Raw genomic sequence first — 26,345 nt, forward strand, 5'->3', positions numbered from 1 at the left:
CCGCGCCATCCGTGGCGCGGGACGCTTTCCTCCTCTGCCCGTGTTCCCTGCGCTTTCAGCTATTGCATTGCTGCCAGGTTCATCCGGCTATGGATTTGTCAGCATTCTGACAACCCGCCAGGCGGAGGGTTGTTGGGGTCACATCAGGCGGTGCCGCCGATGGTCAGTTTATTCAGCTTCAGGGTCGGCTGACCGACACCGACCGGCAGGCTCTGTCCCTCTTTACCACAGACGCCGACGCCTTTATCCAGCGCCAGGTCATTACCCACCATCGAGATCTGCTGCATCGCTTCGATGCCGGAACCAATCAGCGTTGCGCCTTTAACCGGTTTGGTGATTTTGCCGTTCTCAATCAGATAAGCCTCTGAGGTTGAGAAGACAAATTTGCCGGAGGTGATATCCACCTGACCGCCACCAAAGTTGGGCGCATAGAGGCCATACTCAACGCTTTCAATAATATCCTGCGGCGATGACTTGCCAGCCAGCATATAGGTGTTGGTCATGCGCGGCATCGGCAGATGCGCGTAGGATTCACGACGTCCGTTACCGGTAGGGCTAACCCCCATCAGTCGCGCATTCAGCTTGTCCTGCATGTAGCCTTTCAGTACACCATTCTCAATCAGCATGTTGTACTGACCGGGAACGCCCTCATCATCTACTGCCAGTGAACCGCGCAGCCCTTCAAGGGTGCCGTCATCCACCACGGTACAGAGGTCAGACGCAACCTGCTGACCAATTTTACCGCTGAACACCGAGGTGCCACGGCGATTGAAGTCGCCTTCCAGACCGTGACCGACCGCTTCATGCAGCAGCACGCCCGGCCAACCCGCACCCAGTACCACTGGCAACGCACCAGCAGGTGCGGCCACGGCGGAGAGATTCACCAGCGCCATACGCACTGCTTCACGCGCCCAGGCGTCAGCGCGGACTTCGCCATCTTCATCTGCCAGGAAAAACGCATAACCGGTACGCGCACCGCCGCCGCTTGCGCCGCGTTCACGTTTGCCCTGATCTTCCACCTGGACACTAATAGAGAGGCGAACCAGCGGACGGACATCTGCCGCCAGCGTGCCGTCAGTCGCGGCTACCAATACCTGCTCGTAAACGCCGGTCAGGCTGGCATTGACTTCCTGCACGCGCGGATCAGCCGCACGAGCCACTTTATCAACGCGATGCAGCAGGGCAATTTTGTCTTCACGTGTCAGGCTGCTCAGCGGATCGATAGCCTGATAGAGCGAACGGTTCATCACGGCAGAAAGCGTGTGTGCCTTGCCATTTCCCTGTTCGCGTACGATGCTGCGTGCGGCTTCAGAGGAGAGACGCAGTGCATTCAGCGTGATCTGGTCTGCATAGGCGAAGCCGGTTTTCTCCCCGCTGACCGCGCGCACACCCACACCCTGATCGATATGGTAGGAGCCATCTTTAATGATTTTGTCTTCCAGCACCCAGGATTCGTGAAAGCTGGACTGAAAATAGAGATCGGCATAATCCAGACGACGTTCTGAAAGCTGCCCTAACAGGGAAAATAGGTCCTGCTGATTAATGCCGTTAGCAGTCAGTAACTGCTCACTTACCAGGTTCAGAGTCATCGTTTCTCACTCATTATGTGCTCAGATAATCATAGCCTGCGGTAATTCCGGTACGGCGTCAAATTCACTTGTTGTCAGTTTCACGCGGTTTACGCAGCACTTCATTGATTTCTGGTTTATCCAGCGGGCCACTGATGTGATAACGCAGCAGCGATATCTTGTTCCACAGGGGTCCCAGAACTTTACTGGCGGCAAACACCGCCGCGCCAATCACCGGATTGATGGCAAAAGCTGTCGCCACACCGACCGAGGCGGATATTTCCGGCGCAACCACCGCTTCCATGTCGATCTGACGCTTCACCAGGTCGAGATTACCCTGCATCGCAATGTCCGCTTCCAGGCCATCCACCAGCAGATTATCGGTGCGCATCATGCCGTTTTCGATCCAGGCGGTGCCGTTAATCGAGTCGAAGTAGAAAGAATTGGTGAAGGTGTCGCTGAAGTCGAAGCGCAGCTTGCGCAGTAGCGCATCAAAGCTCACCAGCCGCAGAATTTTCCCGGCGGCACCGGTATTCACATCGGCGATCTGGCCTTTGCCAAAGTGGGTCTTCAGGGTGCCGCTCAGCGTCTCTGCCGAGGGCTGCCAGGGGGCAGAGCGCAAGTGCAGGTCATACGCAATATCAAATGGCGCATCGCGCAGCGGCGTGTTGACCCCAAACCAGTTGGTCGCGTTATTAATATTCGGGCCTTTCAGCGTGCCCTTCAGCGAAGTGCGCTGGTCGTCCGGGCGGTTAACCCATTCCCCGTTGATTTTCAGCTGTGAACTGCCAGTATCCACTTTTCCGTTAGTAAGCGCTAACGTATCTCCGCGGGGTTGCAGCATCGCGGAGACCTGACCATATTTCTGACCCAGCACCCAGCACTCTTTACAGCGCAACTGTAAAGCGGGCCACTGGCTGAAGTTAATGTTCGTGGCTTTTTGAGGTGGCGCTTTACCGCCTTTGCCTTCACCGTTATCCCACTGCGGATTGTAGTAAAGGTAATCCAGATTCACCTGCCACGGTGCTTTCGGTGCCATTGCCAGCGCACCACGCAGCTCTTTAGCCCTGATGCCGACCTGGCCCTTGCCGCCCGCACTCTGAGCCAGTGTCGCTTCAACCTCATGCCATTGCTGCCCGGCCAGGGTGACCGCCGGGCTACGAAGCGTGATATTGCCGGGCAGCGTGACGCCACCCGTTTTGAGGCCGCCGCCTGACTCGCTGCCCCCGGATGCTCCCCCTGCGGCCATCATCGCCACCCAGGCCTCGCCATCCAGCGCGGGCAGGTTCAGTACCATGCCGGGATGATCGGGCAGAGCAGGTGTTTTCTGCGCATCATTCAGCCAGATGCCACGATCGACGCGCAGCGTCGGCTCCAGCAACCAGCGGCTGTTAAAGCGATGGTTTGCATCGACGCTGCCACTGAGATCGAAATGGTGCAGGTCGCCACTGGCCTTGATTGCGACTGGCATCGCCTCACCGGCTTTCTTATCGAGCGGTGCAGGTAAGTGACTACTTACTTCTTTTGCATTACCGTTCAGCGTCACGTCATAACGCGCCCCGCCATGATGGGGCAGCGTAATATTGACGTCGCCCTGCCACGGCAGATTTCCGCCCAGCTGCTTGCTGACAGCTGCAGGAAGCTGGCTGATTTTAGCGGGCTGCCAGTCGCCCTGAAGTTTGACGTTCACGCCAAAGTCGTCCGGATTCTCTTTGGTGCTGAAACGCACGCCCATCGGCTGACCAAACCAGTTCGCACGCAGATCCTCACTGGCCAGATTGCCGTTGTCGTAACGGAAGCGCCCGGAGAGATTGTTAATGGTGGTTTTTAACGGTTTGATAAACAGCGAATTATTGTTCAGGTCCACATTGCCACGGGCGTGAACCTGCTCACCATCCAGCGGGATATCCAGATTCAGGTGGCCGCCGACGCGGCCTTTGATTTCCAGCTGTTCCAGCGCGGCACCCAGTGAAGGTTTCAGCGGAGTCTGCCCGAAATAGTCCGCGATTTGCTGGCCTTCACCACTGATATCACCCTCAATGATCAGTTTTTCTTTCAGGTAGTCGGGTATGACCGCAGTGACGTTGCGCGCGTCCACCTCGCCCAGTTTCGCCACCGGCGCTTTCATCCAGAGACCGTCATTCAGGAAGTTAAGGTCGATATCGAGATTGCTCAATGCTGGCCATTTGGGCTGAAACGCATAGGTTGCCTGGCGAAGCGGCACCCAGACCTGGAACATGCCATCATTATGCTTGAACGGGAACAGCGCCGGATTACCGGCAAACAGCAGTGTGGCGTTGTCCACCTTGCCACCCTTCACTGCCCCACTCAGATAGTGCGTCAGGCTGTTACCCAACAGCGGCACCGGGAAGTAGCGCCAGGCATCGCCCGCATCGGTAAGCCGGATACCGGCCAGAATATCCAGACGAGGCTCACCGCCGCTGTTCTGCTGGTAGCTGAAGTCGCCGCGCGCCCAGAGCGAGCGCGCCTCCAGGTCAAGATTTTCGCCCGCCAGCGTGAGGCCATGATCATCATTCAGCCAGCGCAGCGCACCGGTCACCCGCTTAATCTCTAACGGAGCCTGGAACATGTCGCCATAGGGAACGGTCGTCGCCCCCATATCCACACTGACCTGACCATTGCTCAGGCTGCCGCGCGCTTCACCGCTTAAATGGCTGATGCCCGGCAACAGTTTCCAGTGCTGCCAGCTGAAATCACGCCACTTCACCTGTACGCGGGTTTTTTCAGGCTGCTGTAACGGAATATCCAGCGCCAGGCCATCGATGGTGCCCTGTGGCTGCAGCGTCTGCCAGTTTTCAAACAGCGCCGGAGAGAGCGGCGCAAACAGCGGAACGATCGGCGCAATATGACTCAGCACCAGCTGTGTGGCACGAACGCGCACTTCCGGCTGACCATCCGGTCCCAGCATCTGCTTATCTTCAGGGCGCCATAACAGAGAGAAGTGGCCAGCGGGCCAGGCGTGGCCGTCGGTGCTGAGCCGGGTTTGTGGCACATTGACCACCCAGCCATTCTGGAAACGTGACAGATGCGCGGTCAGCCCATCGACTTCAATGCGGTGTCGTCCGGTCTCGCCCTGCCAGCTGGCTCCGCCCTTGCGCAGCAGCAGATCACCGGCGTAGATGTCGCCATCGCGCAGGTTAACCCAGGCCGCCAGGCTAAATCGGGCGCTATCCAGCCGGGTATTGGCACGCACCCAACGGCCCAGCCACGGGCGCATATCGACGTCGTCGGCCTGCATCCAGATGCGGCCATCATTGAGTAAACCGTTGCTGTCGTTAAGATCAAGCCGCACCTGGACCACGCCGTGCTGGCCGGTGAAGCTCGACAGACTGACTTCGCCTTCGGCCCGGTGGCGGTTATCTTCATTGACCCAGGTGAGTCGCGGGATCGCCAGCTCAGCATGCTGACCGGAAGGGGTGCGGAAACGGATGGTGCTGTCACGCAGGTCAAAGTGGTCAAACTGACGCAGGAAGAGTTCGTTTATCTGCGCCGGACGGAAGCTGTTTTTCTCTTTGTCGTTATCCAGCAGCGGGCGATTAGTATCGAGGTGCAACTGCCAGAAGGTCAGATCGCGAAACTGCCACCGCCAGTGCAGCAGGGACTGCCAGACGTCGAGAGCCAGATTGATACGTTTGATAGTGAGTTTGCCGTTCTCATGCAGATCGACGCTAAGATCGCGAACCTGCAGGGTTGGGCCAAAATTCTCCCATTTACCCTGTAACTGGCTGGCGTTGACCGGCACGCCGCTGCTGTCGGAGATGTATTGCAGAAGGTTGCTGCGATAGCTGTCGAGATGCGGCATCACCAGACGCAATCCGCTGACCAGCAGCGCGACAATCACGATGATTGCCGCGACCAGCAGTAACAAAATCCTCGGCAACTGCCTCACTCACGCCTCTCCTTGTGTTCCGTAAACGACGGATAGTTGGTTCTCATACCCGACCGTCTCCCGATAAAAGCGTTAAAACGCGCATTTTATCTCAAACAAGGGCGATTTTTCAGCCCGATATCCGAAGAAACCGGTGACCGGGCTGGCGTTACATCATCACCACGTCGAACTGCTCCTGAGTGTAGAGCGCTTCGACATGAACTTTAACCTGCTTGCCGACAAAGATTTCGACTTCAGCCAGTGCATGAGACTCGTCGGTTTTTAACGCCTCACCCACCGTCGGTGAAACATAGACCAGAAAGCGGTCAGAATCATAAGCGTGATGAACCCGGACAATCTCACGCATGATTTCATAGCAGACCGTTTCAACGGTTTTCAGCGTGCCGCGCCCTTTGCAGACCGGGCAGTCCTGGCACAAAACGTGCTCAATGCTTTCGCGGGTACGCTTACGCGTCATCTCCACCAGACCCAGCGCCGAGAAACCATTAATACCGGTTTTAACCCGATCTTTACTGAGCGCGCTTTCCAGCGAATGCAGTACCCGGCGGCGATGGTCTTCGTTGCTCATATCGATGAAGTCGATAATGATGATGCCACCAAGATTACGCAGTCGCAGCTGACGTGCGATCGCCTGAGTGGCTTCAACATTGGTATTAAAGATCGTCTCATCAAGGTTACGATGGCCGACAAACGCACCGGTGTTGATATCGATGGTGGTCATCGCTTCGGTCTGATCGATGATCAGATATCCGCCTGACTTTAGTTCAACTTTGCGATCCAGCGAGCGCTGAATCTCATTTTCGACGTCAAACAGGTCGAAAATAGGCTGTTTACCGTTGTAGAGCTCCAGCTTACCGGCCATTTCCGGGATATATTCACCGGTAAATTCCACCAGCATGTCGCAGGTCAGGCGGGAGTCGACCCGGATGCGATCCAGCGCCGCGCCCGCAAAATCACGCAGAATACGCTGGGCCAGAGCCAGCTCACCGTAGAGCAGGCAGCGGGTCTGATTGCGCTTTTTACGCTCGCTGACTTTGGTCCAGAGTCGTTTGAGAAAAGCCGCGTCCTGCGCCAGCTCCTCTTCCCCGATGCCTTCTGCGGCGGTACGGATAATAAAGCCGCCCAGATCGTCGCAGTAGTCAGCCACGACCGCTTTAAGCCGATCGCGCTCTTTCTCACTCTCAATACGCTGAGAGACACCCACATGCGATGCGCCTGGCATAAAGACCAGGTAACGCGAAGGCAGCGTGATGTCAGTGGTCAGCCGGGCACCTTTGGTACCAAGCGGATCTTTGACGACCTGAACCACCAGATCCTGTCCCTGCCGCACCAGCTCGGCGATATCCCGCACGATAAAGTTTTTCTTTTCGTCGCCCGCCACACATTCAGTATGCGGCATGATATCTGAGGCATGCAGAAAGGCCGCTTTCTCCAGACCGATATCAACAAAAGCGGCCTGCATGCCGGGCAGAACACGGCTTACACGGCCTTTATAAATATTGCCAACGATGCCGCGCCGCGCCTCACGCTCAATGTGAATTTCCTGCAGTATGCCGCCGTCAATATAGGCAACACGTGTTTCAGAAGGCGTGACGTTTACCAGTAATTCAGCCGTCATGTTGACCCCTTACGGCACGCAGTGACTCGAAATGGCTGATCAACTCCCCTGTCTCAACCAAGGGTAATCCGACCACTGCATGGTAGCTTCCATTAATTTTGCGGACAAAGTTTCCTCCCCTGCCCTGAATACCGTATGCACCCGCTTTATCCATTGGCTCGCCGGTCGCGATATAGTCGTCGATGTCGGTGGCGGTTAAGGTGCGGAATGTCACATCAGTGATTACGACGCAATCCAGCGCCTGCTGACTGTCGGCCAGCGCTACCGCCGTCATCACCTGATGCGTATGACCAGAGAGTTTGCACAGCATCGCGCGGGCATCAGCGGCATCGCGCGGCTTTTCCAGCACTTCGCCATTCAGCACCACAATCGTATCCGCGCCCAGCACCGGCAGATCCTGCGCGGCCAGTTTGACACCCGCCTGCGCTTTATCATTGGCCAGACGGCGGACATAGATTTCCGCCGCTTCGTTCGGCTGACGCTGCTCTTCAACGTCAGTCACGATGCGCTCGAATGTCAGCCCAAGTTGAGTTAACAGCTCACGACGACGCGGTGAACCGGAAGCAAGATAGAGGGTTACCATAAATTTCCTTATTGAACAGCGAACTGACGACGAATTTTTCTCATTAATAAGAATAGCCAGGGCCAGAGAATACCGTCGACGACACTGCTCCAGAAAATTTCAGGTCGGAATGAAACGTTGATTACCAGGAATTCAGCCCAGAAGACAATCACATCCATAGCCAGCGACAGCACCATAACCATTAACGCTTGCTGCCACAACGCTAAGTTGCGGAATAACTGGAACTTAAAGGCAATCAGGTAGGCGATGATACTGAGCGCCAGCGCACGCACGCCGAGTGTGGAACCCGCAATCAGATCCATGATGGCACCCAGCACAAATCCGCTACCGACATTGACCCGATGCGGCAGTGCGAGCACCCAATAGATAAGGATCAACAGCAGCCATGAGGGCCGGAACATATAAATTTCATCCGGCCAGGGCATGATCTGCAGGACAAGCGCAACCAGGAAAGAGAGCCAGATGACCCAACGTCCCTGGCTGCGATATCGACTCAAGGCTGCCCCCCGCGTGAACGCGAGGAGTTGCTTTGTCCACTGCTGCTGGTGGCTGACGGTGCAGGCGGTCCCATCTGTACGGCAGGCGCAGGCGGGCCCATTTCTCCCGCAGGCGGTAAGACCTGCGGCATCATCTGCATCAGACGCTCGTTCGCAACGCGATGAACTTCATCCTGCGGCAGCGGCATATCACCATTGCGATCGGCGCCCCACAGCAGCAGCAGGTAACGCAGACGCTGCAGACCCGCGGTCGGATGCGCCTGAATCACCGTATAGGCGCGTTGGGTATCCACTTTTACCGAGGAAACCACACCCACCGGATAGCCTTCAGGGAATCGGCCACCGATACCTGAAGTCACCAGTACATCGCCGACCCGAATGTCCGTATTACCTGGCAGATGCTCAAGCTGAAGATCTTCAGTACAGCCGTTACCTGCGGCAATGACACGGATGTCATTACGCAGCACCTGAATCGGCAGGGCATGTGACGCATCACAGATGAGCAGAACACGGCTGGTGAGTTGTCCGACAGCGATGACCTGACCGACTACCCCTTTATCACTGATGACCGGCTGGCCTTCATAGACGCCGTTAACGCTGCCTTTGTCGATTACCACCTGGTCGGTGTAAGGATCGGTGCCGGTAGAAATGACCTGTGTCACCATCTTTTGCTCATCCTGACGCAGCGGTGAACCCAGCAGTTCACGCAGGCGTGCGTTTTCCTGCTTATATTGCCCCAGCATTAGCAGGTTACTGTTTTTCAGGAAGAGCTCACGACGTAACGCTTTGTTTTCCTGCTCGAGTTGCTGACGCGACGCCAGCGACTCTGACACGCCATCCAGCAACTGACGTGGCCCATTGGCCAGGAAGTAAAACGGACTGACCGACGTATCCAGATAGTTGCGTATTTGGGTAAAAGAACCCACACGGCTGTCGGCAATGATAATGGCAATCGCCACGATAACCGCCAGGAATAGACGCAACTGCAGGGAAGGTCCCCTGCTAAAAATCGGCTTCATATAATCTGCGTGATCCTCGACAACAGGAGAGGAAGCGACGGCATAACACCGTGCTTCCCTGGGCTGAACGCACTGCACCGGCACAGATTGCGCCGGTTCACATGCCACTCCCTCGCATGATCATTGCGTTCTTAGCCGGTTGAGGCAATTATTCTTCGCTGAACAAATCGCCGCCATGCATGTCGATCATTTCCAGCGCTTTGCCGCCACCGCGAGCCACACAGGTCAGTGGATCCTCAGCAACCACAACCGGAATGCCCGTCTCTTCCATCAGCAGACGATCCAGGTTGCGCAGTAACGCACCACCGCCGGTCAGCACCATGCCGCGCTCCGAAATATCTGAAGCCAGCTCAGGCGGACACTGCTCAAGGGCAACCATCACCGCGCTAACGATGCCGGTTAATGGCTCCTGCAGCGCTTCCAGAATTTCATTAGAGTTCAGTGTAAAGCCGCGCGGTACACCTTCTGCCAGGTTACGACCACGCACTTCGATCTCACGGACTTCATCACCCGGATAGGCTGAACCGATCTCATGCTTAATACGTTCTGCGGTCGCTTCGCCGATCAGTGAACCGTAGTTACGACGCACATAATTAATAATAGCTTCATCGAAACGATCGCCACCAATACGCACTGACGAGGAGTAGACCACACCGTTCAGCGAGATCACCGCCACTTCTGTGGTACCGCCACCAATATCCACCACCATTGAGCCAGTCGCTTCTGAAACGGGCAGACCCGCACCAATTGCTGCAGCCATCGGCTCTTCAATCAGAAACACTTCACGCGCGCCTGCGCCCTGAGCGGATTCACGAATCGCGCGGCGTTCAACCTGTGTTGCCCCGACGGGTACGCAGACCAGCACACGCGGGCTGGGACGCATAAAACTGTTGCTGTGAACCTGCTTGATGAAGTGTTGCAGCATCTTTTCGGTCACGAAGAAGTCAGCGATAACGCCATCTTTCATCGGACGAATCGCTGCGATATTGCCTGGCGTACGGCCAAGCATCTGTTTGGCCTCATGGCCCACGGCCGCAACACTTTTCGGTGAACCGGCACGATCCTGTCGAATAGCGACGACGGAGGGCTCGTTCAGTACGATGCCCTGTCCTTTCACGTAAATCAGGGTATTCGCGGTACCCAGGTCAATGGACAAGTCGTTGGAAAACATGCCACGAAATTTTTTAAACATACTAAGGGGTAATCCTGCAAGCTGGGGGCGGAAAATAAAATCCGCTTACTTTACCAACCACACGAAGCTGCCACAAGGCGCAAAAACGTTCTGCTTCGGTGAAAAAAGACGCCTGATTGCGTTTAAGTCATCTGAACTGGCGATCCACAACAGCAGAATGGCGACCAGACGCCATCAGCACTGCATTTCACGCTATTTCCCCTCGCCCTGTCCGACATAAAATCTAACATTTCCGGCAGTAAGTTCAGAGGTTCAGACGCGGATAAACATTAAAAAAAACCGTAAATTTCCGTCAGTACGACCGCAATTCATTAAATACGGTAACGTTGTGAATACTTCTTCACGTTACTGTTAACCGGAAGCGAGGGAGCAAAAAAGTCGCCCTGCCCACCTGCTACGCCCAACGCGACTAAGGTTTGCCACTCCGCTTTAGTGCGGACACCGGTAGCAAACACCTGAATGCCCGTACATTTACAGACTTCCAGCAGACTCTGCACAAACAGCTGATTTTCAGTCCGGCGCTCAATATTGCGTACCAGACCGGCATCAAGCTTGATCAGTTCCAGCGGCAGCTGTCGTATGTAGGCGCTGCTTACCACGGTTAAACCCGCCTGATTTACCGCAACCCGACAGCCAAAAGCCTTAAGTGCGCGGAAAACTGGCGTTAAACGGTTGATGTGTTGACAAACATCTGCCTCGGCAAGTTCAAATAAAAATCGTTTTCTTTGCGCTTTCGGGCACTGCAGCAGCATGTTCTGCAGCCAGAGGACAAAAGAGCGTTGCAGAAGCGAGGTAATCGTCACCGGGATCACCAGCGTCTCTTCTGGCCAGAGTTCAGAGAGTGCCGCAATGCGGGTCATTAACTGGCGATCCCAGCCATCAGCCATGCCGAGCTGCTGTACCAGGGGCATATATTCTGCGGCCAGCACTTCTTTATCGCCGTCGAAGATGCGGGTCAGCATCACCCGGTGCTGTACCTTACCCTCAATATTGACGGTGGGTTTATGATAGAGCCGCGGGCCGCCACGGCTAAGCGTGTTCTCCAGCAGGGTTCGCCAGCGCACACTACCCCGCCCGGCGTCCTGCGGATTTCCGGCACCATTGGTCCAGTTGTTGCCGCCCAGCAGTGCCGCACGTCGGGTAGCCATTTCGGCATTTTCCATCACCTGCGGCACAGTCTGCCCGCTGTGCCAGGCGCTGATGCCGATATGGATGAGATCATCACGATTAACCAGCCGCATCGGCGGCAGGGAATCAACGGCATTGATCAGCTGATCCGCAATACTGTTTGCCTCTTTAAGACTGCGATGCGGCAGTAGCACGGCAAAATCACTGCGGAAATAGCGTGCCAGCAGGGCGCCAGGATAGCGCAGCACAAAGGTGGAAAGCATGTTGACGAAATTGAAGAGGTACTCCTCAACCAGCCCCGGCTCCAGCGAATCCTTCAGCGTGTCCAGATCGGGCAGGCGCACCATCATCACCACACCATGGGTGCCGACAGCTTCCTGATCCTCCAGCAGGGTGGCGAGCTGGTTATCAAAGAACAGCCGGTTGTTGAGACCGGTGCGTCCATCCTGCGCAGCAAAGGTGCGGATCAGCGTGTCGATACGCAGACGCTGCTCGCCCGCCTCCTGCAGATCCGCCAGCAACACATCCAGTGCGCGGCTCGCTCTCGGTGGCCACTCATCCGCACCGCGTTTCGGCATTACACCGCGCTCACCGCTGATAATCGCCTCTGCCCGCACTTCCAGATGCTCCATACCGCGCCACTGACGACTGAGCCAGCGATGCATCAGCAGCAGCACCAGACTCATCACCAGCATGACGGTAAACAGGATGCCCAGCGTAGAGGTGCCGGTAATGGAGCGCAGCCAGGTTTTGGCAGGATCAAGGGTGACGACCCGCAGCTCTAACCCCGTCTGGTGCATCAAAGGCACATCGACCTGGATAAAACGATTAGGTTCGTCTTCCAGCATCTGGTTTTCGTGTCGGGAGAGGGTAAGGAAAGTCTGCCTGCCGTTGTGAAGAGAAATCTGCTCGGCATTCATTATCGGCATCATACGCGTGAGCCAGACATGCAGCTCTGCCGGCGTCTGGGTGAACATCGCCTGATCCACTTCGGTCGCCAGTATCTGCGCCCGATGTTCAACCCGCTGATGACTGAACCAGAAAACACTGAATGCACAGCCTGCCAGCATCAACGACATGGCCAGCAGGCTTAAAAAGGTAATAAACGCAGATAATTTTGTGGTTAATCGCATCCCTGTGCCTGTATTACTGCGGTGATAACCGGATCACCCAACCTTGTACCGTCAGCCTGACGAAAACGCGAGCAAAAATAGCATAATTTGCCGTTGCCGACAGCGCCGGGACGTATGAAGCCGAAGTATATCGTCGGGATATCATCGCTGACGTTGATCCTGGCACTTTTCGGTGCATTCTCATCGTACCGGCCAGCCAGGAAATTTCACATTTTCAGGGCGAAACTGGCTGATATCAGTAATAGTCATCATGCTGGTTAATGACATCCTGTCTGGAGAACGCACCATGAAACGCACACCCCGTCTGACCGAAGCCGACGTAACGCCGGAAAGCATTTTTAACATGAAGCGCCGCCAGGTGCTGAAAACGCTGGGACTGAGCGCAGCGGCGATGGGTATGCCGGGCGTGGCGCAAGCCGATATTCTCAGCTGGTTCAAAGGCAACGATCGCCCACCCGCGCCAGCAGGCCGGCCGCTGGACTTTACCAAACCAGCGCAATATCAGGCCGATCTGACCTTAACGCCTGCGGATAAAGTTTCCGGCTATAACAACTTCTATGAGTTCGGGCTGGATAAGGCCGATCCGGCCGCCAATGCCGGTACGCTGAAAACAGAACCCTGGAAACTGACCATTGATGGCGAAGTGGCTAAACCCGTGACCCTGGATATGGATGACATCTTTAAACGGTTTGCCATGGAGCAGCGAATCTATCGCATGCGCTGCGTGGAGGCCTGGTCGATGGTGGTGCCCTGGATAGGCTTTGAGCTGAATAAGCTTATCTCTCTGGCGGAACCCACCAGCAAAGCGCGTTTTGTCGCCTTTCAGACACTGTACGATCCTGAGCAGATGCCAGGTCAGAAAGATCGCTTTATTGGCGGCGGACTCAATTATCCCTATGTCGAAGGTTTACGTCTGGATGAAGCCATGCATCCGCTGACCATTCTGACCACCGGCGTCTATGGCAAAGCGCTGCCGCCGCAGAATGGCGCGCCGATTCGCCTGACGGTGCCGTGGAAATATGGTTTTAAGGGCATTAAGTCGATTGTCAAAATCACCCTGACCGCAAATCAGCCGCCAACGACCTGGAACCAGATCGCCGCAGATGAATATGGTTTTTATGCCAATGTGAATCCGCATGTTAATCATCCACGCTGGTCGCAGGCTACTGAGCGATTTATTGGCCCGGGCGGCAGTCTGAAGGTCGAACGTCAGCCAACGCTGCTGTTTAACGGCTATGCCGAACAGGTTGCGTCGCTCTATCGTGGCCTGGATTTACGGGAGAATTACTAGGTGGTACGCCTGTCGATAAAACAGATCACCTGGCTTAAGGTGATTCTGCATCTGGCGGCCCTGTTGCCGCTGATTTATCTGGTTCTTGCCGCGATGCAGGGCGGCCTGAGTGCGGATCCGGCAAAAGATATTCAGCATTTTACCGGCCGCATGGCGCTGAAACTGCTGCTGGGTACGCTGCTGGTCTCACCGCTGGCACGTTATGGCAGGCAACCGCTGTTAATCCGCACCCGGCGTCTGCTTGGCGTCTGGACGTTTGTCTGGGCTTCTCTCCATCTGCTGAGTTATTACCTGCTGGAGCTGGGCGCTGACAATCTGCGTCTGCTGGGCAGCGAGCTGATTTCCCGTCCCTATCTGACACTGGGGATTATCAGCTGGCTGATATTACTGGCCCTGGCGCTGACGTCGTTTCAGCGCGCTCAGCGCAAGCTCGGTAAGCGCTGGCAAACCCTGCACAACGCGGTCTATCTGGTGGCCATTCTGGTGCCGATTCACTATATCTGGTCAGTGAAAACCGTGTCACCCCAGCCACTTATCTACGCACTACTTGCTGCAATACTGTTAGCCTGGCGTTACAAAAAATTTCTCAAATGGTGGCCTCGCTAGCGCTTCACCCGTTGTTTTCCTCTGCACTTTTCTGATAAAAGATGTGGCCCGCAGGCCACATCCGATCATCTTCGCAGATAAGACCAGTATTTTGCTGCGAAATGACACGAAACGGATATAATGCCCGGCTTTATTGCTCGTCGGGTCTTCTTTTTCATTCTCAAAGGTGACAAATGAAGATTCGCAAGGTATTTTACGCGATGCCTCAATGATTGCGGGAGATGGCAGCACGATGGCGCATAAATTACATATTCTGCTTTTAAACGGACCCAACCTGAACCTGTTGGGAACGCGTGAACCTGAGAAGTATGGTCATACCACGCTGCGTCAGATCGTTGACGATTTGACACGTCAGGCAGACCAGTTGAATGTGGAATTGAGCCACCTGCAAACCAATGCTGAATTTCAGCTGATTGATCGCATTCATGAGGCCAAAGGCAATGTGGATTACATCATTATTAATCCTGCCGCGTTTACCCATACCAGTGTCGCACTACGTGATGCCCTGCTGGCGGTAGAAATACCGTTTATCGAGGTTCATCTCTCCAACGTGCATGCCCGCGAGCCCTTCCGCCATCACTCCTATCTTTCTGATGTCTCTGCTGGCGTGATCTGTGGGCTTGGCGCTGACGGCTACACATGGGCTTTACAAACGGCAGTAAAACGCCTGTCTCAAACTAATTAATCAAACTGAGTACGGAACCCCACTCATGGATATTCGTAAAATTAAAAAACTGATCGAACTGGTTGAAGAGTCTGGCATTTCAGAGCTGGAAATTTCTGAAGGTGAAGAGTCCGTTCGCATCAGCCGTGCACCTGCAAACGTGGGTTACCCGATGATGCAGCAGACTTACGCTGCGCCGGTTCAACAGCCTGCTCTGGCAACAGCTGTTGCTCCTGTTGCAGCGGTTGCCGAAGCGGCACCGGCTGAAATCAGCGGTCACATCGTGCGTTCACCAATGGTAGGGACCTTCTACCGTACGCCGAGCCCGGATGCGAAAGCCTTTGTGGAAGTCGGCCAGAAAGTGAATGCCGGCGATACCTTGTGCATCGTCGAAGCCATGAAAATGATGAACCAGATCGAAGCTGACAAATCAGGTGTAGTGAAAGCTATCCTGGTTGAAAGCGGTCAGCCGGTCGAATTTGACGAGCCACTGGTTATCATCGAGTAACGGGGCAGATCATGCTGGATAAAATTGTTATTGCTAACCGTGGTGAGATTGCGCTGCGCATTCTGCGTGCCTGTAAAGAACTGGGCATCAAGACTGTTGCGGTACACTCAAGCGCGGATCGTGACCTGAAGCACGTGCTGCTGGCAGACGAAACCGTCTGCATCGGCCCGGCGCAGTCAGTTAAAAGTTACCTCAACATCCCGGCGCTGATCTCTGCTGCAGAGATCACCGGCGCGGTGGCGATTCACCCTGGCTACGGCTTCCTCTCTGAGAATGCCGATTTTGCTGAGCAGGTTGAGCGCTCCGGCTTTATCTTTATCGGTCCGAAAGCAGACACCATTCGCCTGATGGGCGACAAAGTCTCTGCGATTAATGCGATGAAGAAAGCAGGCGTCCCAACCGTACCCGGTTCTGACGGTTCGCTGACCGATGATATGGAAAAAAACCGTGCCTTTGCGAAGCGCATCGGTTATCCGGTCATCATCAAAGCCTCTGGCGGCGGCGGCGGTCGTGGTATGCGCGTTGTACGCAGCGACAAAGATCTGGAACAATCCATCAACATGACGAAAGCGGAAGCCAAAGCGGCTTTCAGCAACGACATGGTTTACATGGAGAAGTATCTGGAGAATCCGCGCCACATTGAGATTCAGGTTCTGGCTGACGGCCAGGGCAACGCGATCTATCTGGGCGAACGTGACTGCTCTATGCAGCGTCGTCACCAGAAAGTGGTTGAAGAAGCGCCAGGCCCAGGTATTACTGAAGAACAGCGCAGCTTTATCGGCAATCGTTGTGCCAAAGCCTGTATTGAGATTGGCTATCGTGGCGCAGGTACCTTCGAGTTTCTGTACGAAAACGGTGAGTTCTACTTCATTGAGATGAACACCCGTATTCAGGTGGAACATCCGGTGACCGAGATGATCACTGGTGTGGATCTGATCAAAGAGCAGTTGCGCATTGCTGCGGGTCAGCCACTGTCGATCAAACAGGACGAAGTGGTTATTCGCGGACATGCGGTCGAGTGCCGTATTAACGCTGAAGATCCGGTCACCTTCCTGCCAAGTCCGGGTAAAATCACCCGCTTCCATGCGCCAGGCGGTTTTGGCGTGCGCTGGGAGTCGCATATTTACTCAGGCTACACCGTACCGCCGTATTACGACTCCATGATCGGTAAGCTGATCACCTATGGCGAAACGCGCGACGTGGCTATCGCCCGCATGAAGAATGCGCTGGCGGAACTGATCATCGACGGTATCAAAACCAACGTTGAACTGCAGATGAAAATCATGTCCGACGAAAACTTCCAGCACGGTGGAACCAATATCCACTATCTGGAGAAAAAACTCGGCTTGCACGAGAAGTAAACGCAACGCTGAGTCAGTCAGAGGCCGGTTAATCCGGCCTTTTTCTTTTGCCGCTGGCGTTAAGGTTGAATCATGGATGCTCGTTTTATACAGGCACATAAAGAGGCGCGCTGGTCGCTCTACCTCACCCTGCTCTGGCTCGCTGCCTGGGGGCTTTCTGCCTGGCTGGGTGGCAGTGAAATCGGTATCACCGGCCTGCCGCGCTGGTTTGAACTCTCCTGCCTGTTTGCTCCCCTGTTGTTCATATTCCTGTGCTGGATGATGGTGCGGTTAATTTTCCGCGACATGCCGCTGGAGGACACAAATGAACAGTGAAATTATCCTGCCGTTACTGATTTATCTGGTGTTGATTGCCGCGCTGTCGGTGTTTGCCGTGCGCAAAAGGCGCGAGGGTAGCTTCCTCACTGAATATTTCCTTGGCAGCCGCTCCATGGGCGGATTTGTGCTGGCGATGACGCTCACCACCACCTATATCAGCGCCAGCTCGTTTATTGGTGGTCCCGGTGCCGCCTACAAATATGGGCTGGGATGGGTATTGCTGGCGATGGTGCAGGTGCCCGCCGTCTGGCTCTCGCTGGGTGTGCTGGGGAAAAAGTTTGCCATCCTGGCGCGTAAGCATAATGCGGTGACGCTGAATGACATGCTCTACGCCCGCTATCAGAGCCCGCTGCTGATCTGGCTGGCAAGTCTGAGCCTGCTGGTTGCCTTTATCGGTGCCATGACGGTGCAGTTTATTGGCGGCGCGCGGCTGCTCGAAACCGCCGCAGGCATCCCGTATGACACGGGTCTGCTGATTTTTGGCGGCACTATTGCGCTCTACACCGCTTTTGGCGGGTTCCGTGCCAGCGTTCTCAATGACGCCATGCAGGGCATCGTGATGCTGATTGGCACATTTCTGCTGCTGTTCGCGGTGATTCATCAGGCTGGCGGCCTGAGCACGGCCGTGCAGAAACTGCAAGACATTGATCCCGCTCTGCTGTCGCCGCAGGGACCGGGTGAGATTATAACGCCGACCTTCCTCAGTTCATTTGTCGTGCTGGTCTGCTTTGGGGTGATTGGCTTGCCGCATACTGCGGTGCGCTGCATCTCTTATAAAGACAGCAAGGCAGTCCATCGGGCCATTATTCTGGGTACCATTGTGGTGGTGATCCTGATGCTGGGAATGCATCTGGCCGGTGCGCTGGGCCGGGCGATACTGCCGAATCTGACCGTGCCGGATAGTGTTATACCCACCCTGATGATCACTGTGCTGCCACCGTTAGCTGCCGGACTGTTTCTGGCAGCCCCCATGGCCGCTATTATGTCGACCATTAATGCCCAGCTGTTACAGGCTTCGGCCACGCTGATCAAAGATCTCTATCTGCGTGTCGCCCCGCAGCAGATGGAAAATGAGACGCGGCTGCGGCTGTTATCTGGCACCATTACGTTCGCACTGGGTATCCTGCTGCTGATTGCGGCCTGGAATCCACCCGATATGATTATCTGGCTCAACCTGCTGGCCTTTGGCGGCCTTGAGGCGGTTTTCCTCTGGCCGCTGGTACTGGGTCTCTACTGGGAACGCGCTAATGCCGCAGGCGCCATCACCGGCATGGTGGTGGGTGGAGGCTGCTACGCTTTTCTGGCGAGCCTGAACCTGCAGATTCTGGGTTTTCATCCCATTGTGCCCTCACTGCTTTTAAGCCTGCTGGCATTTTTAGTGGGCAACCTGTTTGGACGCGCGCCGCAAACGGTCGACGCGCCGCAACATTGACGGAAAGAGAGACGTTATGCCGTGGATTCAAATCAAAATTAATAGCTCAGGTGAACACGCGGAAACGCTGAGCGATGCGCTGATGGACATCGGTGCGGTTTCAGTGACCTTTCAGGATACCAACGACACGCCGGTGTATGAGCCGCTGCCAGGTGAAACCCGCCTGTGGGGCGATACCGATGTTATCGGCCTGTTCGATGCAGAAACTGATATGGCCGCGATTACCGCCGAACTGGCGCAGCATCCGTTGCTGGGCGCCGGTTTTCGTCACCGGATCGAGCAGATCGAAGATAAAGACTGGGAGCGCGAATGGATGGAAAACTTCCATCCGATGCGCTTCGGTGAGCGGCTCTGGATCTGTCCGAGCTGGCGTGATGTGCCGGATCCCGATGCCGTCAACGTAATGCTCGATCCCGGCCTGGCGTTTGGGACCGGCACGCATCCGACCACCTCACTCTGCCTTACCTGGCTTGACGGGCTGGATCTGGTGGGCAAAACGGTGATCGATTTCGGCTGTGGTTCGGGGATCCTGGCGATCGCCGCACTGAAGCTGGGCGCGGCTCAGGCGATCGGGATTGATATCGATCCGCAGGCTATTCAGGCCAGCCGGGATAATGCTGAGCGCAACGGCGTCTCTGATCGCCTGTCGCTCTATCTGCCCCACCAGCAACCCGAAAATCTGCAGGCTGATGTGGTGGTGGCCAATATCCTGGCCGGCCCGCTACGTGAACTGGCCCCGCTGATCAGCGTACTGCCGAAGTCTGGCGGTCATCTGGGCCTCTCGGGCGTGTTAGAGAGCCAGGCAGAGAGCGTCTGCGAAGCGTATGTCAGCGAGTTCACGCTCGACCCGGTTGCGGTTAAAGAGGAGTGGTGCCGGATTACCGGGATTAAATCCTGAATATAGCGCCTGTCTGCCCCCTCTGATATCGCGCTGCCCGTAACAAAGTGCCTTAACAGAACATTCAGCCAGCCCGTAGCGTAAGTTGCGGGCTTTCCCGATTTGAAATGGATGCTTGTATCGTTAATCACGGCATGTGACGTTTTTTATCTGGCGAATTGACGTACTTTTCTGGAAAAACTTTTGCTCACAATTTCAGCATAAGTTGTTAAATCATTGATATTTAAGCTTAATAAATATGCACATCGATCATGACCCGGATTTCATTGATCTTTCTTGCTGATTGTTCAAAGTTTGGCCTTTCATCTTCCTGCAAAAATGCGTAATATACGCCGCCTTGCAGACACAGTATGGCCATTCTGACTTCATGCGTATTGGAAACCTCCAGCTGAGAAATCGACTGATTGCAGCACCGATGGCCGGTATTACCGACAGGCCGTTCAGGGCGCTGTGTCACGAAATGGGTGCAGGCATGGCAGTTTCTGAGATGTTGTCTTCAAACCCGGAAGTCTGGGCAAGCGACAAATCTCGATTACGTATGGTTCACAGCGATGAGCCAGGCATTCGCGCCGTGCAAATTGCCGGTTGCGATCCCAGTGAAATGGCGCAAGCTGCACGCATTAATGTTGAGGCTGGTGCACAGGTCATCGACATTAATATGGGATGCCCTGCCAAGAAGGTTAACCGCAAAATGGCGGGTTCAGCCTTGCTGCAATATCCCACCGTGGTGGAGTCAATTCTCTCCGCAGTGGTTAATGCAGTGAATGTGCCGGTTACGCTGAAAATTCGTACTGGCTGGGATCCTGAAAACAGGAACTGTGTCGCGATTGCCCAATTGGCTGAACGCTGCGGTATACAGGCTCTGACGATACATGGTCGCACTCGTGCCTGCCTGTTCAACGGAGAAGCTGAATATGACAGCATTCGGACAGTTAAGCAGAGTGTCTCCATTCCGATTATCGCGAATGGAGACATAACTGACCCGCATAAAGCCAGAGCGGTGCTCGACTATACAGGGGCCGATGCTCTGATGATAGGACGTGCTGCTCAGGGAAGACCGTGGATCTTCCGGGAAATCCAGCATTATCTGGACACTGGGGAGTTGCTTGCCCCGCTGCCGATGGCAGAGGTCAAGCGCTTGCTTGTTTCGCATATACGTGAGCTGCACGACTTTTACGGTTCAGGCAAGGGATACCGTATAGCGCGAAAGCACGTCTCCTGGTACCTGCAGGAGCACGCCCCGAATGACCAGTTTCGGCGCACATTCAACGCCATTGAGGATGCCAGCGAACAGCTGGAGGCGTTGGAGGCATACTTCGAAAATCTTGCGTAACGAAATAAAGAGCTGAAAGAACTATGTTCGAACAACGCGTAAATTCTGACGTACTGACCGTTTCAACCGTTAACTCACAGGATCAGGTAACTCAAAAACCTTTGCGTGATTCGGTTAAACAGGCACTGAAGAACTATTTTGCTCAACTGAATGGTCAGGATGTGAGCGACCTGTATGAGCTGGTTTTGGCTGAAGTCGAGCAGCCTCTGTTGGACATGGTGATGCAGTATACCCGTGGCAATCAGACCCGTGCTGCCCTGATGATGGGTATCAACCGCGGTACGCTGCGTAAGAAATTGAAAAAATACGGCATGAACTGATTTTTAGTTCTGTCTGTAAATCACGCCAGCCTTCGGGCTGGCGTTTTTATTTGTGCGTCGACGCACAAAGCCACGGTAATGATAGTGAAACAGTTTCCGGTAATATGGTAACTGTAGTTGCAATCGCTGGCGTGATATTTCACCCTCTCGCTTTCGCCCGCTGTGATTTGACTTAGTGCCTGCCTGACCCTCACCTCGCTTCACATCCCCGCCACTGCTGGGTATGTGACTTTCTGCGCATTAAAAAGCAACGCAATCTCTTCATACATTTCTGCCTGAGTGAATGCTCACACTGCTCCCACATAGTGAAACTATTTGCACTAAATGTGATCGGGTCGACTCGCATTGCTTCCTTTTGGTGCGCCATATTAGCGGAACTTTCTAAGTGCTTCCGATTATTAACCGTTCTTTCATACGAATTCAGGAACCTGCAAACCTGGCATCAGCTTTGCAGAGTCGTGGATGGCTGACCGCCACAGACAGGAAAAACGCACACTAAAGTGCGCAAACATAACAACATGATCCCGCCACACAGGATGCTTTATGAAAAAGATGATGCTCTCTACGCTGATCGCTGCTGCCTCGCTGGTTGCCGTTGCTCAGCAAGCACACGCAGGCACCACACTGGATGCGATAAAGAAAAAAGGTTTTGTTCAATGTGGTATCAGTGACGGCTTGCCGGGCTTCTCCTATGCAGATGCTGGCGGCAAGTTTACCGGTATCGATGTGGATGTGTGTCGTGCGACGGCTGCCGCTGTGTTTGGTGATGCGACCAAAGTGAAATATACCCCGCTGACCGCGAAAGAGCGTTTTACCGCTCTGCAGTCCGGCGAGGTGGATGTGCTTTCACGTAATACCACATGGACCTCATCGCGCGATGGCGGCATGGGCTTCCTGTTTGCGGGCGTGAACTATTACGACGGTATCGGCTTCCTGACTCACCAGAAGGCCGGCCTGAAAAGTGCGAAAGAGCTGGATGGTGCCACCGTCTGTATTCAGGCGGGAACCGACACCGAGCTGAACGTAGCGGACTTCTTTAAAGCCAACAAAATGCAATATACGCCTGTAACCTTCGACCGCTCTGATGAATCGGCTAAAGCGCTGGATAGCGGACGTTGCGATACGCTGGCGTCTGACCAGTCTCAGCTTTACGCATTACGCATTAAACTGGGCAAACCGGACGAATTTATTGTTCTGCCCGAAGTGATCTCCAAAGAGCCGCTGGGGCCGTTGGTGCGTCGTGGTGATGATGACTGGTTCACCATCGTGAAGTGGTCGCTCTACGCCATGCTGAATGCGGAGGAGATGGGCATCTCCTCGAAGAACGTTGATCAGATGACGGCCAAGCCAACCACACCAGACATGGCACACTTCCTGGGCGCAGAAGGTGATTTTGGTAAGGATCTGAAGCTGGATAACAAGTGGGCCTACAACATCGTCAAGCAGGTGGGTAACTATCAGGAAAGCTTTGACCGTAACGTCGGTAAAGACAGCGCACTGAAGATCGCACGTGGTCAGAATGCGTTGTGGAACCAGGGCGGTATTCAGTACGCACCACCGGTACGTTAACAGACCTCACTAATCGGGCACCCTATTCTGTGGTGCCCTACCCCAGCTTTCGTTACTGAGGTTTCAACATGTCACAACGCCCAACCGTGAAAAGGGATTTTTCATTTGGTAATCCCACGGTTCGCGCCTGGATTTATCAGCTCATCGCCGTCGTCGCGGTGCTTGGTGTGGTGGGTTATCTGGTGCATAACACCATTATTAACCTTGCTAATCGCGGTATTACATCGGGGTTTGGATTTCTTGAGCGCACTGCCGGTTTCGGCATCGTTCAGCATCTGATTGAGTACACTGAGGGAGATACCTACGCGCGCGTGTTTCTGGTCGGATTAACCAACACGCTGCTGGTCTCTGCACTCTGTATTGTTTTCGCTTCGATTCTCGGATTCGCGGTCGGTCTTGCCCGCCTTTCTGACAACTGGCTGCTGCGGAAACTCTCGAATATCTATATCGAAACCTTCCGTAATATCCCACCCCTGCTGCAAATCTTCTTCTGGTACTTTGCAGTCTTACGCAATCTACCGGGCCCACGTCAGGCGCTGAATGCTTTTGACCTGGCATATGTCAGTAATCGCGGACTCTACGTTCCATGGCCGACCTATGCAGCAGGCAGCTGGCCGTTTGTTATTGCACTGCTTCTGGCCGCGGCTGTGAGCTATGGCCTGTACCGCTTTAACCGTAAACATCAGCTGAAAACCGGTCAGTTACGTCGCACATGGCCCGCTGCCGTTGTGATGCTGATTCTCTTTCCTTTGCTTGCGCACCTTGGGTTTGGCCCAGCCACGCACTGGGATGTGCCACAACTGCGCGGTTTCAATTTCCGTGGCGGCTCGGTGATGATACCGGAGTTGGCAGCCCTGACGCTGGCACTGTCGATTTATACCTCGTCATTTATTGCTGAAGTGATCCGCTCCGGGATCCAGTCGGTACCCTATGGTCAGCATGAAGCGGCGCGATCGCTGGGGCTGCCTAATCCGGTTACGCTGCGCCAGGTGATTATTCCGCAGGCCATGCGCGTCATTATTCCGCCACTGACCAGCCAGTATCTGAACATCGTGAAGAACTCCTCACTCGCCGCCGCTATCGGTTATCCCGATATGGTGTCGCTGTTTGCCGGATCGGTACTGAATCAGACCGGTCAGGCCATCGAGACGATTGCTATCACGATGGGCGTTTACCTGATTATCAGCCTGCTGATATCAATGCTTATGAACTTCTACAACCGCAAAATTGCGCTGGTTGAGCGTTAAGAGAACGGGATAACTATGTCTGTGACTACGCATGAAACGCCCCCCGTCCCGACGACTCTGGTCAGTCGCGCCTGGTTTTGGGCTCGTAAAAACCTGTTTTCCAGCTGGTTTAATACGCTACTGACGCTGTTTTGCATCTGGGTTATCTGGCACGTCATTCCACCCGCGCTGAACTGGCTGGTCTTTCAGGCAAACTGGATCGGCACCACGCGCGCCGATTGCACCAAAGAGGGTGCCTGCTGGGTCTTTATCCATGCTCGCTTCGGCCAGTTCATGTATGGGCTTTACCCGCATGAGTTGCGCTGGCGTATTAACCTGGCGCTGGTGATCGGCCTGCTGTCGATTGTGCCGATGTTCATTAAGAGCCTGCCGTATCGTGGACGCTATATTGCTGCCTGGGCCGTCATCTATCCGGTGATTGTCTGGTTTCTGCTGTATGGCGGCTATCTGGGGCTGGAACGTGTCGAAACACGTCAATGGGGCGGATTAACGCTGACGCTGATTATTGCGTCAGTGGGTATTGCCGGTGCGCTGCCGCTGGGTATTTTGCTGGCGCTGGGCCGTCGCTCACGCATGCCGGTCGTGCGCACGCTGTCGATTATCTTTATTGAGTTCTGGCGCGGCGTGCCGCTGATTACCGTGCTATTTATGTCATCCGTGATGCTGCCGCTGTTTATGTCTGAAGGCACTAACATCGACAAGCTGGTGCGCGCGCTGGTCGGCGTCATTCTGTTCCAGTCCGCCTATGTGGCAGAGGTGGTTCGCGGTGGCCTGCAGGCACTGCCGAAAGGTCAGTACGAAGCAGCCGAATCTCTGGCGCTGGGCTACTGGAAGACGCAGATGCTGGTTATTCTGCCCCAGGCGCTGAAGCTCACTATTCCCGGCCTGGTCAATACCATCATCGCACTGTTTAAAGATACCAGCCTGGTCATCATCATTGGTCTATTCGATCTGTTCAGCAGCGTCCAGCAGGCAACGGTCGATCCGACCTGGCTGGGGATGTCGACCGAAGGTTATGTCTTTGCTGCACTGGTCTATTGGATCTTCTGTTTTAGCATGTCGCGCTACAGCCAGTATCTGGAAAAGCGCTTTCACACCGGGCGTACATCGCACTGAGGTTTTACATGACTGACTCTATGACACACTCTTCCGACGCGTTGATGATCTCGCTTGAGAACGTGAATAAATGGTACGGGCAATTCCATGTACTGAAAGACATCAACCTGCAGGTTAAACCCCGTGAACGCATCGTACTGTGCGGACCTTCCGGCTCCGGCAAATCGACGACGATCCGCTGTATCAACCATCTGGAAGAGCATCAGCAGGGCCGCATTGTTGTTGACGGTATCCATCTTAATGATGACGTTCGTAACATTGAGCGCGTGCGCACCGAAGTCGGTATGGTCTTCCAGCACTTCAATCTCTTTCCACATCTGACCGTACTGCAAAACTGCACGCTGGCACCTTCCTGGGTAAGAAAGATTCCAAAGAAGGAAGCTGATGAGCTGGCCATGCACTATCTGCAACGCGTGCGTATTGCCGAGCATGCACATAAGTTTCCGGGCCAGCTCTCTGGCGGACAGCAGCAGCGTGTCGCCATCGCCCGCTCACTCTGTATGAAACCCAAAATTATGCTGTTTGATGAACCCACGTCAGCGCTGGATCCTGAGATGGTTAAAGAGGTGCTGGATACGATGATTGGTCTGGCTGAGGATGGAATGACTATGCTATGCGTCACCCATGAGATGGGCTTTGCCCGAACGGTGGCTGACCGGGTGATCTTTATGGATCGGGGAGAGATCGTCGAAGTCGCGCCACCGCAGGAGTTCTTTGCGAATCCAAAATCGGAGCGTACCCGGGCGTTTTTATCGCAGGTTATTCACTGATCAGACGTTCAGTTATCTCATTACCCGGCCTGGTGCCGGGTTTTTTTATAGCCTGAACAGCCGCTTTAATATGCTTACTGACCTGTTGCTGTTATGAATAGACAGACAGATACGCTGTGAAGAGGGAGTTTTATCGCGGTTTGCCACAACGAAAAAAGCCCTTCGCATACGCAAAGGGCTCTCTCTTATTTGATGCCTGGCAGTTCCCTACTCTCGCATGGGGAGACCCCACACTACCATCGGCGCTACGGCGTTTCACTTCTG

The 26,345-nt window shown here is 54.7% G+C and carries 22 protein-coding genes; 14 read left to right on the forward strand and 8 right to left on the reverse strand.

Going from position 1 to position 26,345, the window contains the following annotated elements:
- Positions 1 to 143: 143 nt before the first annotated feature.
- From tldD to csrD, 8 genes are all read right to left on the reverse strand, one after another.
- Positions 144 to 1,589 (reverse strand): metalloprotease TldD, encoded by a 1,446-nt coding sequence (gene tldD, locus NR201_RS21635; protein ID WP_060681163.1) that lies wholly within the window; start codon positions 1,587 to 1,589, stop codon positions 144 to 146.
- Positions 1,590 to 1,653: 64 nt separating this feature from the next.
- Positions 1,654 to 5,478, reverse strand: a complete 3,825-nt coding sequence (yhdP, locus tag NR201_RS21640) for an AsmA2 domain-containing protein YhdP (protein ID WP_256850158.1) — start codon at positions 5,476 to 5,478, stop codon at positions 1,654 to 1,656.
- A gap of 148 nt (positions 5,479 to 5,626) precedes the next feature.
- Positions 5,627 to 7,096 carry a ribonuclease G gene (rng, locus tag NR201_RS21645; protein ID WP_003855268.1) on the reverse strand — a complete coding sequence of 490 codons (1,470 nt, stop codon included), beginning with the start codon at positions 7,094 to 7,096 and terminating at the stop codon, positions 5,627 to 5,629.
- Entirely contained in the window at positions 7,086 to 7,679 is a 594-nt protein-coding gene (locus tag NR201_RS21650) for a nucleoside triphosphate pyrophosphatase (RefSeq protein ID WP_010699818.1), read from the reverse strand. Before NR201_RS21650 ends, rng begins: the two co-directional genes overlap by 11 nt.
- Before the next feature lie 8 nt (positions 7,680 to 7,687).
- Positions 7,688 to 8,176 (reverse strand): rod shape-determining protein MreD, encoded by a 489-nt coding sequence (gene mreD / locus NR201_RS21655; RefSeq protein ID WP_010256045.1) that lies wholly within the window; start codon positions 8,174 to 8,176, stop codon positions 7,688 to 7,690.
- Positions 8,173 to 9,195: a rod shape-determining protein MreC gene (gene mreC, locus NR201_RS21660; RefSeq protein WP_010256043.1), complete on the reverse strand. Its 1,023-nt coding sequence runs from the start codon at positions 9,193 to 9,195 to the stop codon at positions 8,173 to 8,175. The genes mreD and mreC overlap by 4 nt, the downstream gene beginning before the upstream one ends.
- Before the next feature lie 148 nt (positions 9,196 to 9,343).
- Positions 9,344 to 10,387, reverse strand: a complete 1,044-nt coding sequence (mreB, locus tag NR201_RS21665) for a rod shape-determining protein MreB (RefSeq protein WP_004385136.1) — start codon at positions 10,385 to 10,387, stop codon at positions 9,344 to 9,346.
- A 311-nt stretch (positions 10,388 to 10,698) separates the two neighbouring features.
- Positions 10,699 to 12,648 carry an RNase E specificity factor CsrD gene (csrD, locus tag NR201_RS21670; RefSeq protein ID WP_010699819.1) on the reverse strand — a complete coding sequence of 650 codons (1,950 nt, stop codon included), beginning with the start codon at positions 12,646 to 12,648 and terminating at the stop codon, positions 10,699 to 10,701.
- Between the two features lie 286 nt (positions 12,649 to 12,934).
- Between csrD and msrP the strand changes: the two genes are divergently transcribed.
- From msrP to NR201_RS21740, 14 genes are all read left to right on the forward strand, one after another.
- The gene (msrP, locus tag NR201_RS21675) at positions 12,935 to 13,939 is read left to right on the forward strand and encodes a protein-methionine-sulfoxide reductase catalytic subunit MsrP (RefSeq protein WP_010256016.1); all 1,005 of its coding nucleotides are present in this window, start codon (positions 12,935 to 12,937) and stop codon (positions 13,937 to 13,939) included.
- Positions 13,940 to 14,545: a protein-methionine-sulfoxide reductase heme-binding subunit MsrQ gene (gene msrQ / locus NR201_RS21680; protein WP_010256013.1), complete on the forward strand. Its 606-nt coding sequence runs from the start codon at positions 13,940 to 13,942 to the stop codon at positions 14,543 to 14,545. It begins immediately after the preceding gene.
- 232 nt (positions 14,546 to 14,777) lie between these two features.
- The gene (gene aroQ / locus NR201_RS21685) at positions 14,778 to 15,230 is read left to right on the forward strand and encodes a type II 3-dehydroquinate dehydratase (RefSeq protein ID WP_010256011.1); all 453 of its coding nucleotides are present in this window, start codon (positions 14,778 to 14,780) and stop codon (positions 15,228 to 15,230) included.
- 25 nt (positions 15,231 to 15,255) lie between these two features.
- Positions 15,256 to 15,717, forward strand: coding sequence for an acetyl-CoA carboxylase biotin carboxyl carrier protein (gene accB / locus NR201_RS21690; RefSeq protein ID WP_010256009.1), 462 nt, complete (start codon positions 15,256 to 15,258; stop codon positions 15,715 to 15,717).
- An 11-nt stretch (positions 15,718 to 15,728) separates the two neighbouring features.
- Positions 15,729 to 17,078, forward strand: a complete 1,350-nt coding sequence (gene accC, locus NR201_RS21695; RefSeq protein WP_010256007.1) for an acetyl-CoA carboxylase biotin carboxylase subunit — start codon at positions 15,729 to 15,731, stop codon at positions 17,076 to 17,078.
- 72 nt (positions 17,079 to 17,150) lie between these two features.
- Positions 17,151 to 17,393, forward strand: a complete 243-nt coding sequence (locus NR201_RS21700; RefSeq protein ID WP_010256005.1) for a YhdT family protein — start codon at positions 17,151 to 17,153, stop codon at positions 17,391 to 17,393.
- The gene (gene panF, locus NR201_RS21705; protein WP_256850159.1) at positions 17,383 to 18,828 is read left to right on the forward strand and encodes a sodium/pantothenate symporter; all 1,446 of its coding nucleotides are present in this window, start codon (positions 17,383 to 17,385) and stop codon (positions 18,826 to 18,828) included. Before NR201_RS21700 ends, panF begins: the two co-directional genes overlap by 11 nt.
- Positions 18,829 to 18,844: 16 nt before the next feature.
- On the forward strand, positions 18,845 to 19,726 hold the full coding sequence (prmA, locus tag NR201_RS21710; RefSeq protein WP_010699821.1) for a 50S ribosomal protein L11 methyltransferase: 882 nt from the start codon (positions 18,845 to 18,847) through the stop codon (positions 19,724 to 19,726).
- 367 nt (positions 19,727 to 20,093) lie between these two features.
- On the forward strand, positions 20,094 to 21,059 hold the full coding sequence (gene dusB / locus NR201_RS21715; RefSeq protein ID WP_008925814.1) for a tRNA dihydrouridine synthase DusB: 966 nt from the start codon (positions 20,094 to 20,096) through the stop codon (positions 21,057 to 21,059).
- 23 nt (positions 21,060 to 21,082) lie between these two features.
- Positions 21,083 to 21,379: a DNA-binding transcriptional regulator Fis gene (fis, locus tag NR201_RS21720; RefSeq protein WP_003855228.1), complete on the forward strand. Its 297-nt coding sequence runs from the start codon at positions 21,083 to 21,085 to the stop codon at positions 21,377 to 21,379.
- Between the two features lie 543 nt (positions 21,380 to 21,922).
- Complete coding sequence (locus NR201_RS21725; protein WP_010255984.1) at positions 21,923 to 22,948, forward strand: amino acid ABC transporter substrate-binding protein; 1,026 nt, start codon at positions 21,923 to 21,925, stop codon at positions 22,946 to 22,948.
- A gap of 68 nt (positions 22,949 to 23,016) precedes the next feature.
- Positions 23,017 to 24,195, forward strand: coding sequence for an amino acid ABC transporter permease (locus NR201_RS21730; RefSeq protein WP_031592703.1), 1,179 nt, complete (start codon positions 23,017 to 23,019; stop codon positions 24,193 to 24,195).
- A gap of 15 nt (positions 24,196 to 24,210) precedes the next feature.
- Entirely contained in the window at positions 24,211 to 25,311 is a 1,101-nt protein-coding gene (locus NR201_RS21735) for an amino acid ABC transporter permease (RefSeq protein ID WP_064690035.1), read from the forward strand.
- Positions 25,312 to 25,319: 8 nt separating this feature from the next.
- Complete coding sequence (locus tag NR201_RS21740) at positions 25,320 to 26,081, forward strand: amino acid ABC transporter ATP-binding protein (RefSeq protein ID WP_010699823.1); 762 nt, start codon at positions 25,320 to 25,322, stop codon at positions 26,079 to 26,081.
- Positions 26,082 to 26,345: the final 264 nt, after the last annotated feature.

This window comes from Pantoea sp. Fr-CA_6, assembly GCF_024520895.1.
GTDB classification, from domain to species: Bacteria; Pseudomonadota; Gammaproteobacteria; order Enterobacterales; family Enterobacteriaceae; genus Pantoea; species Pantoea agglomerans.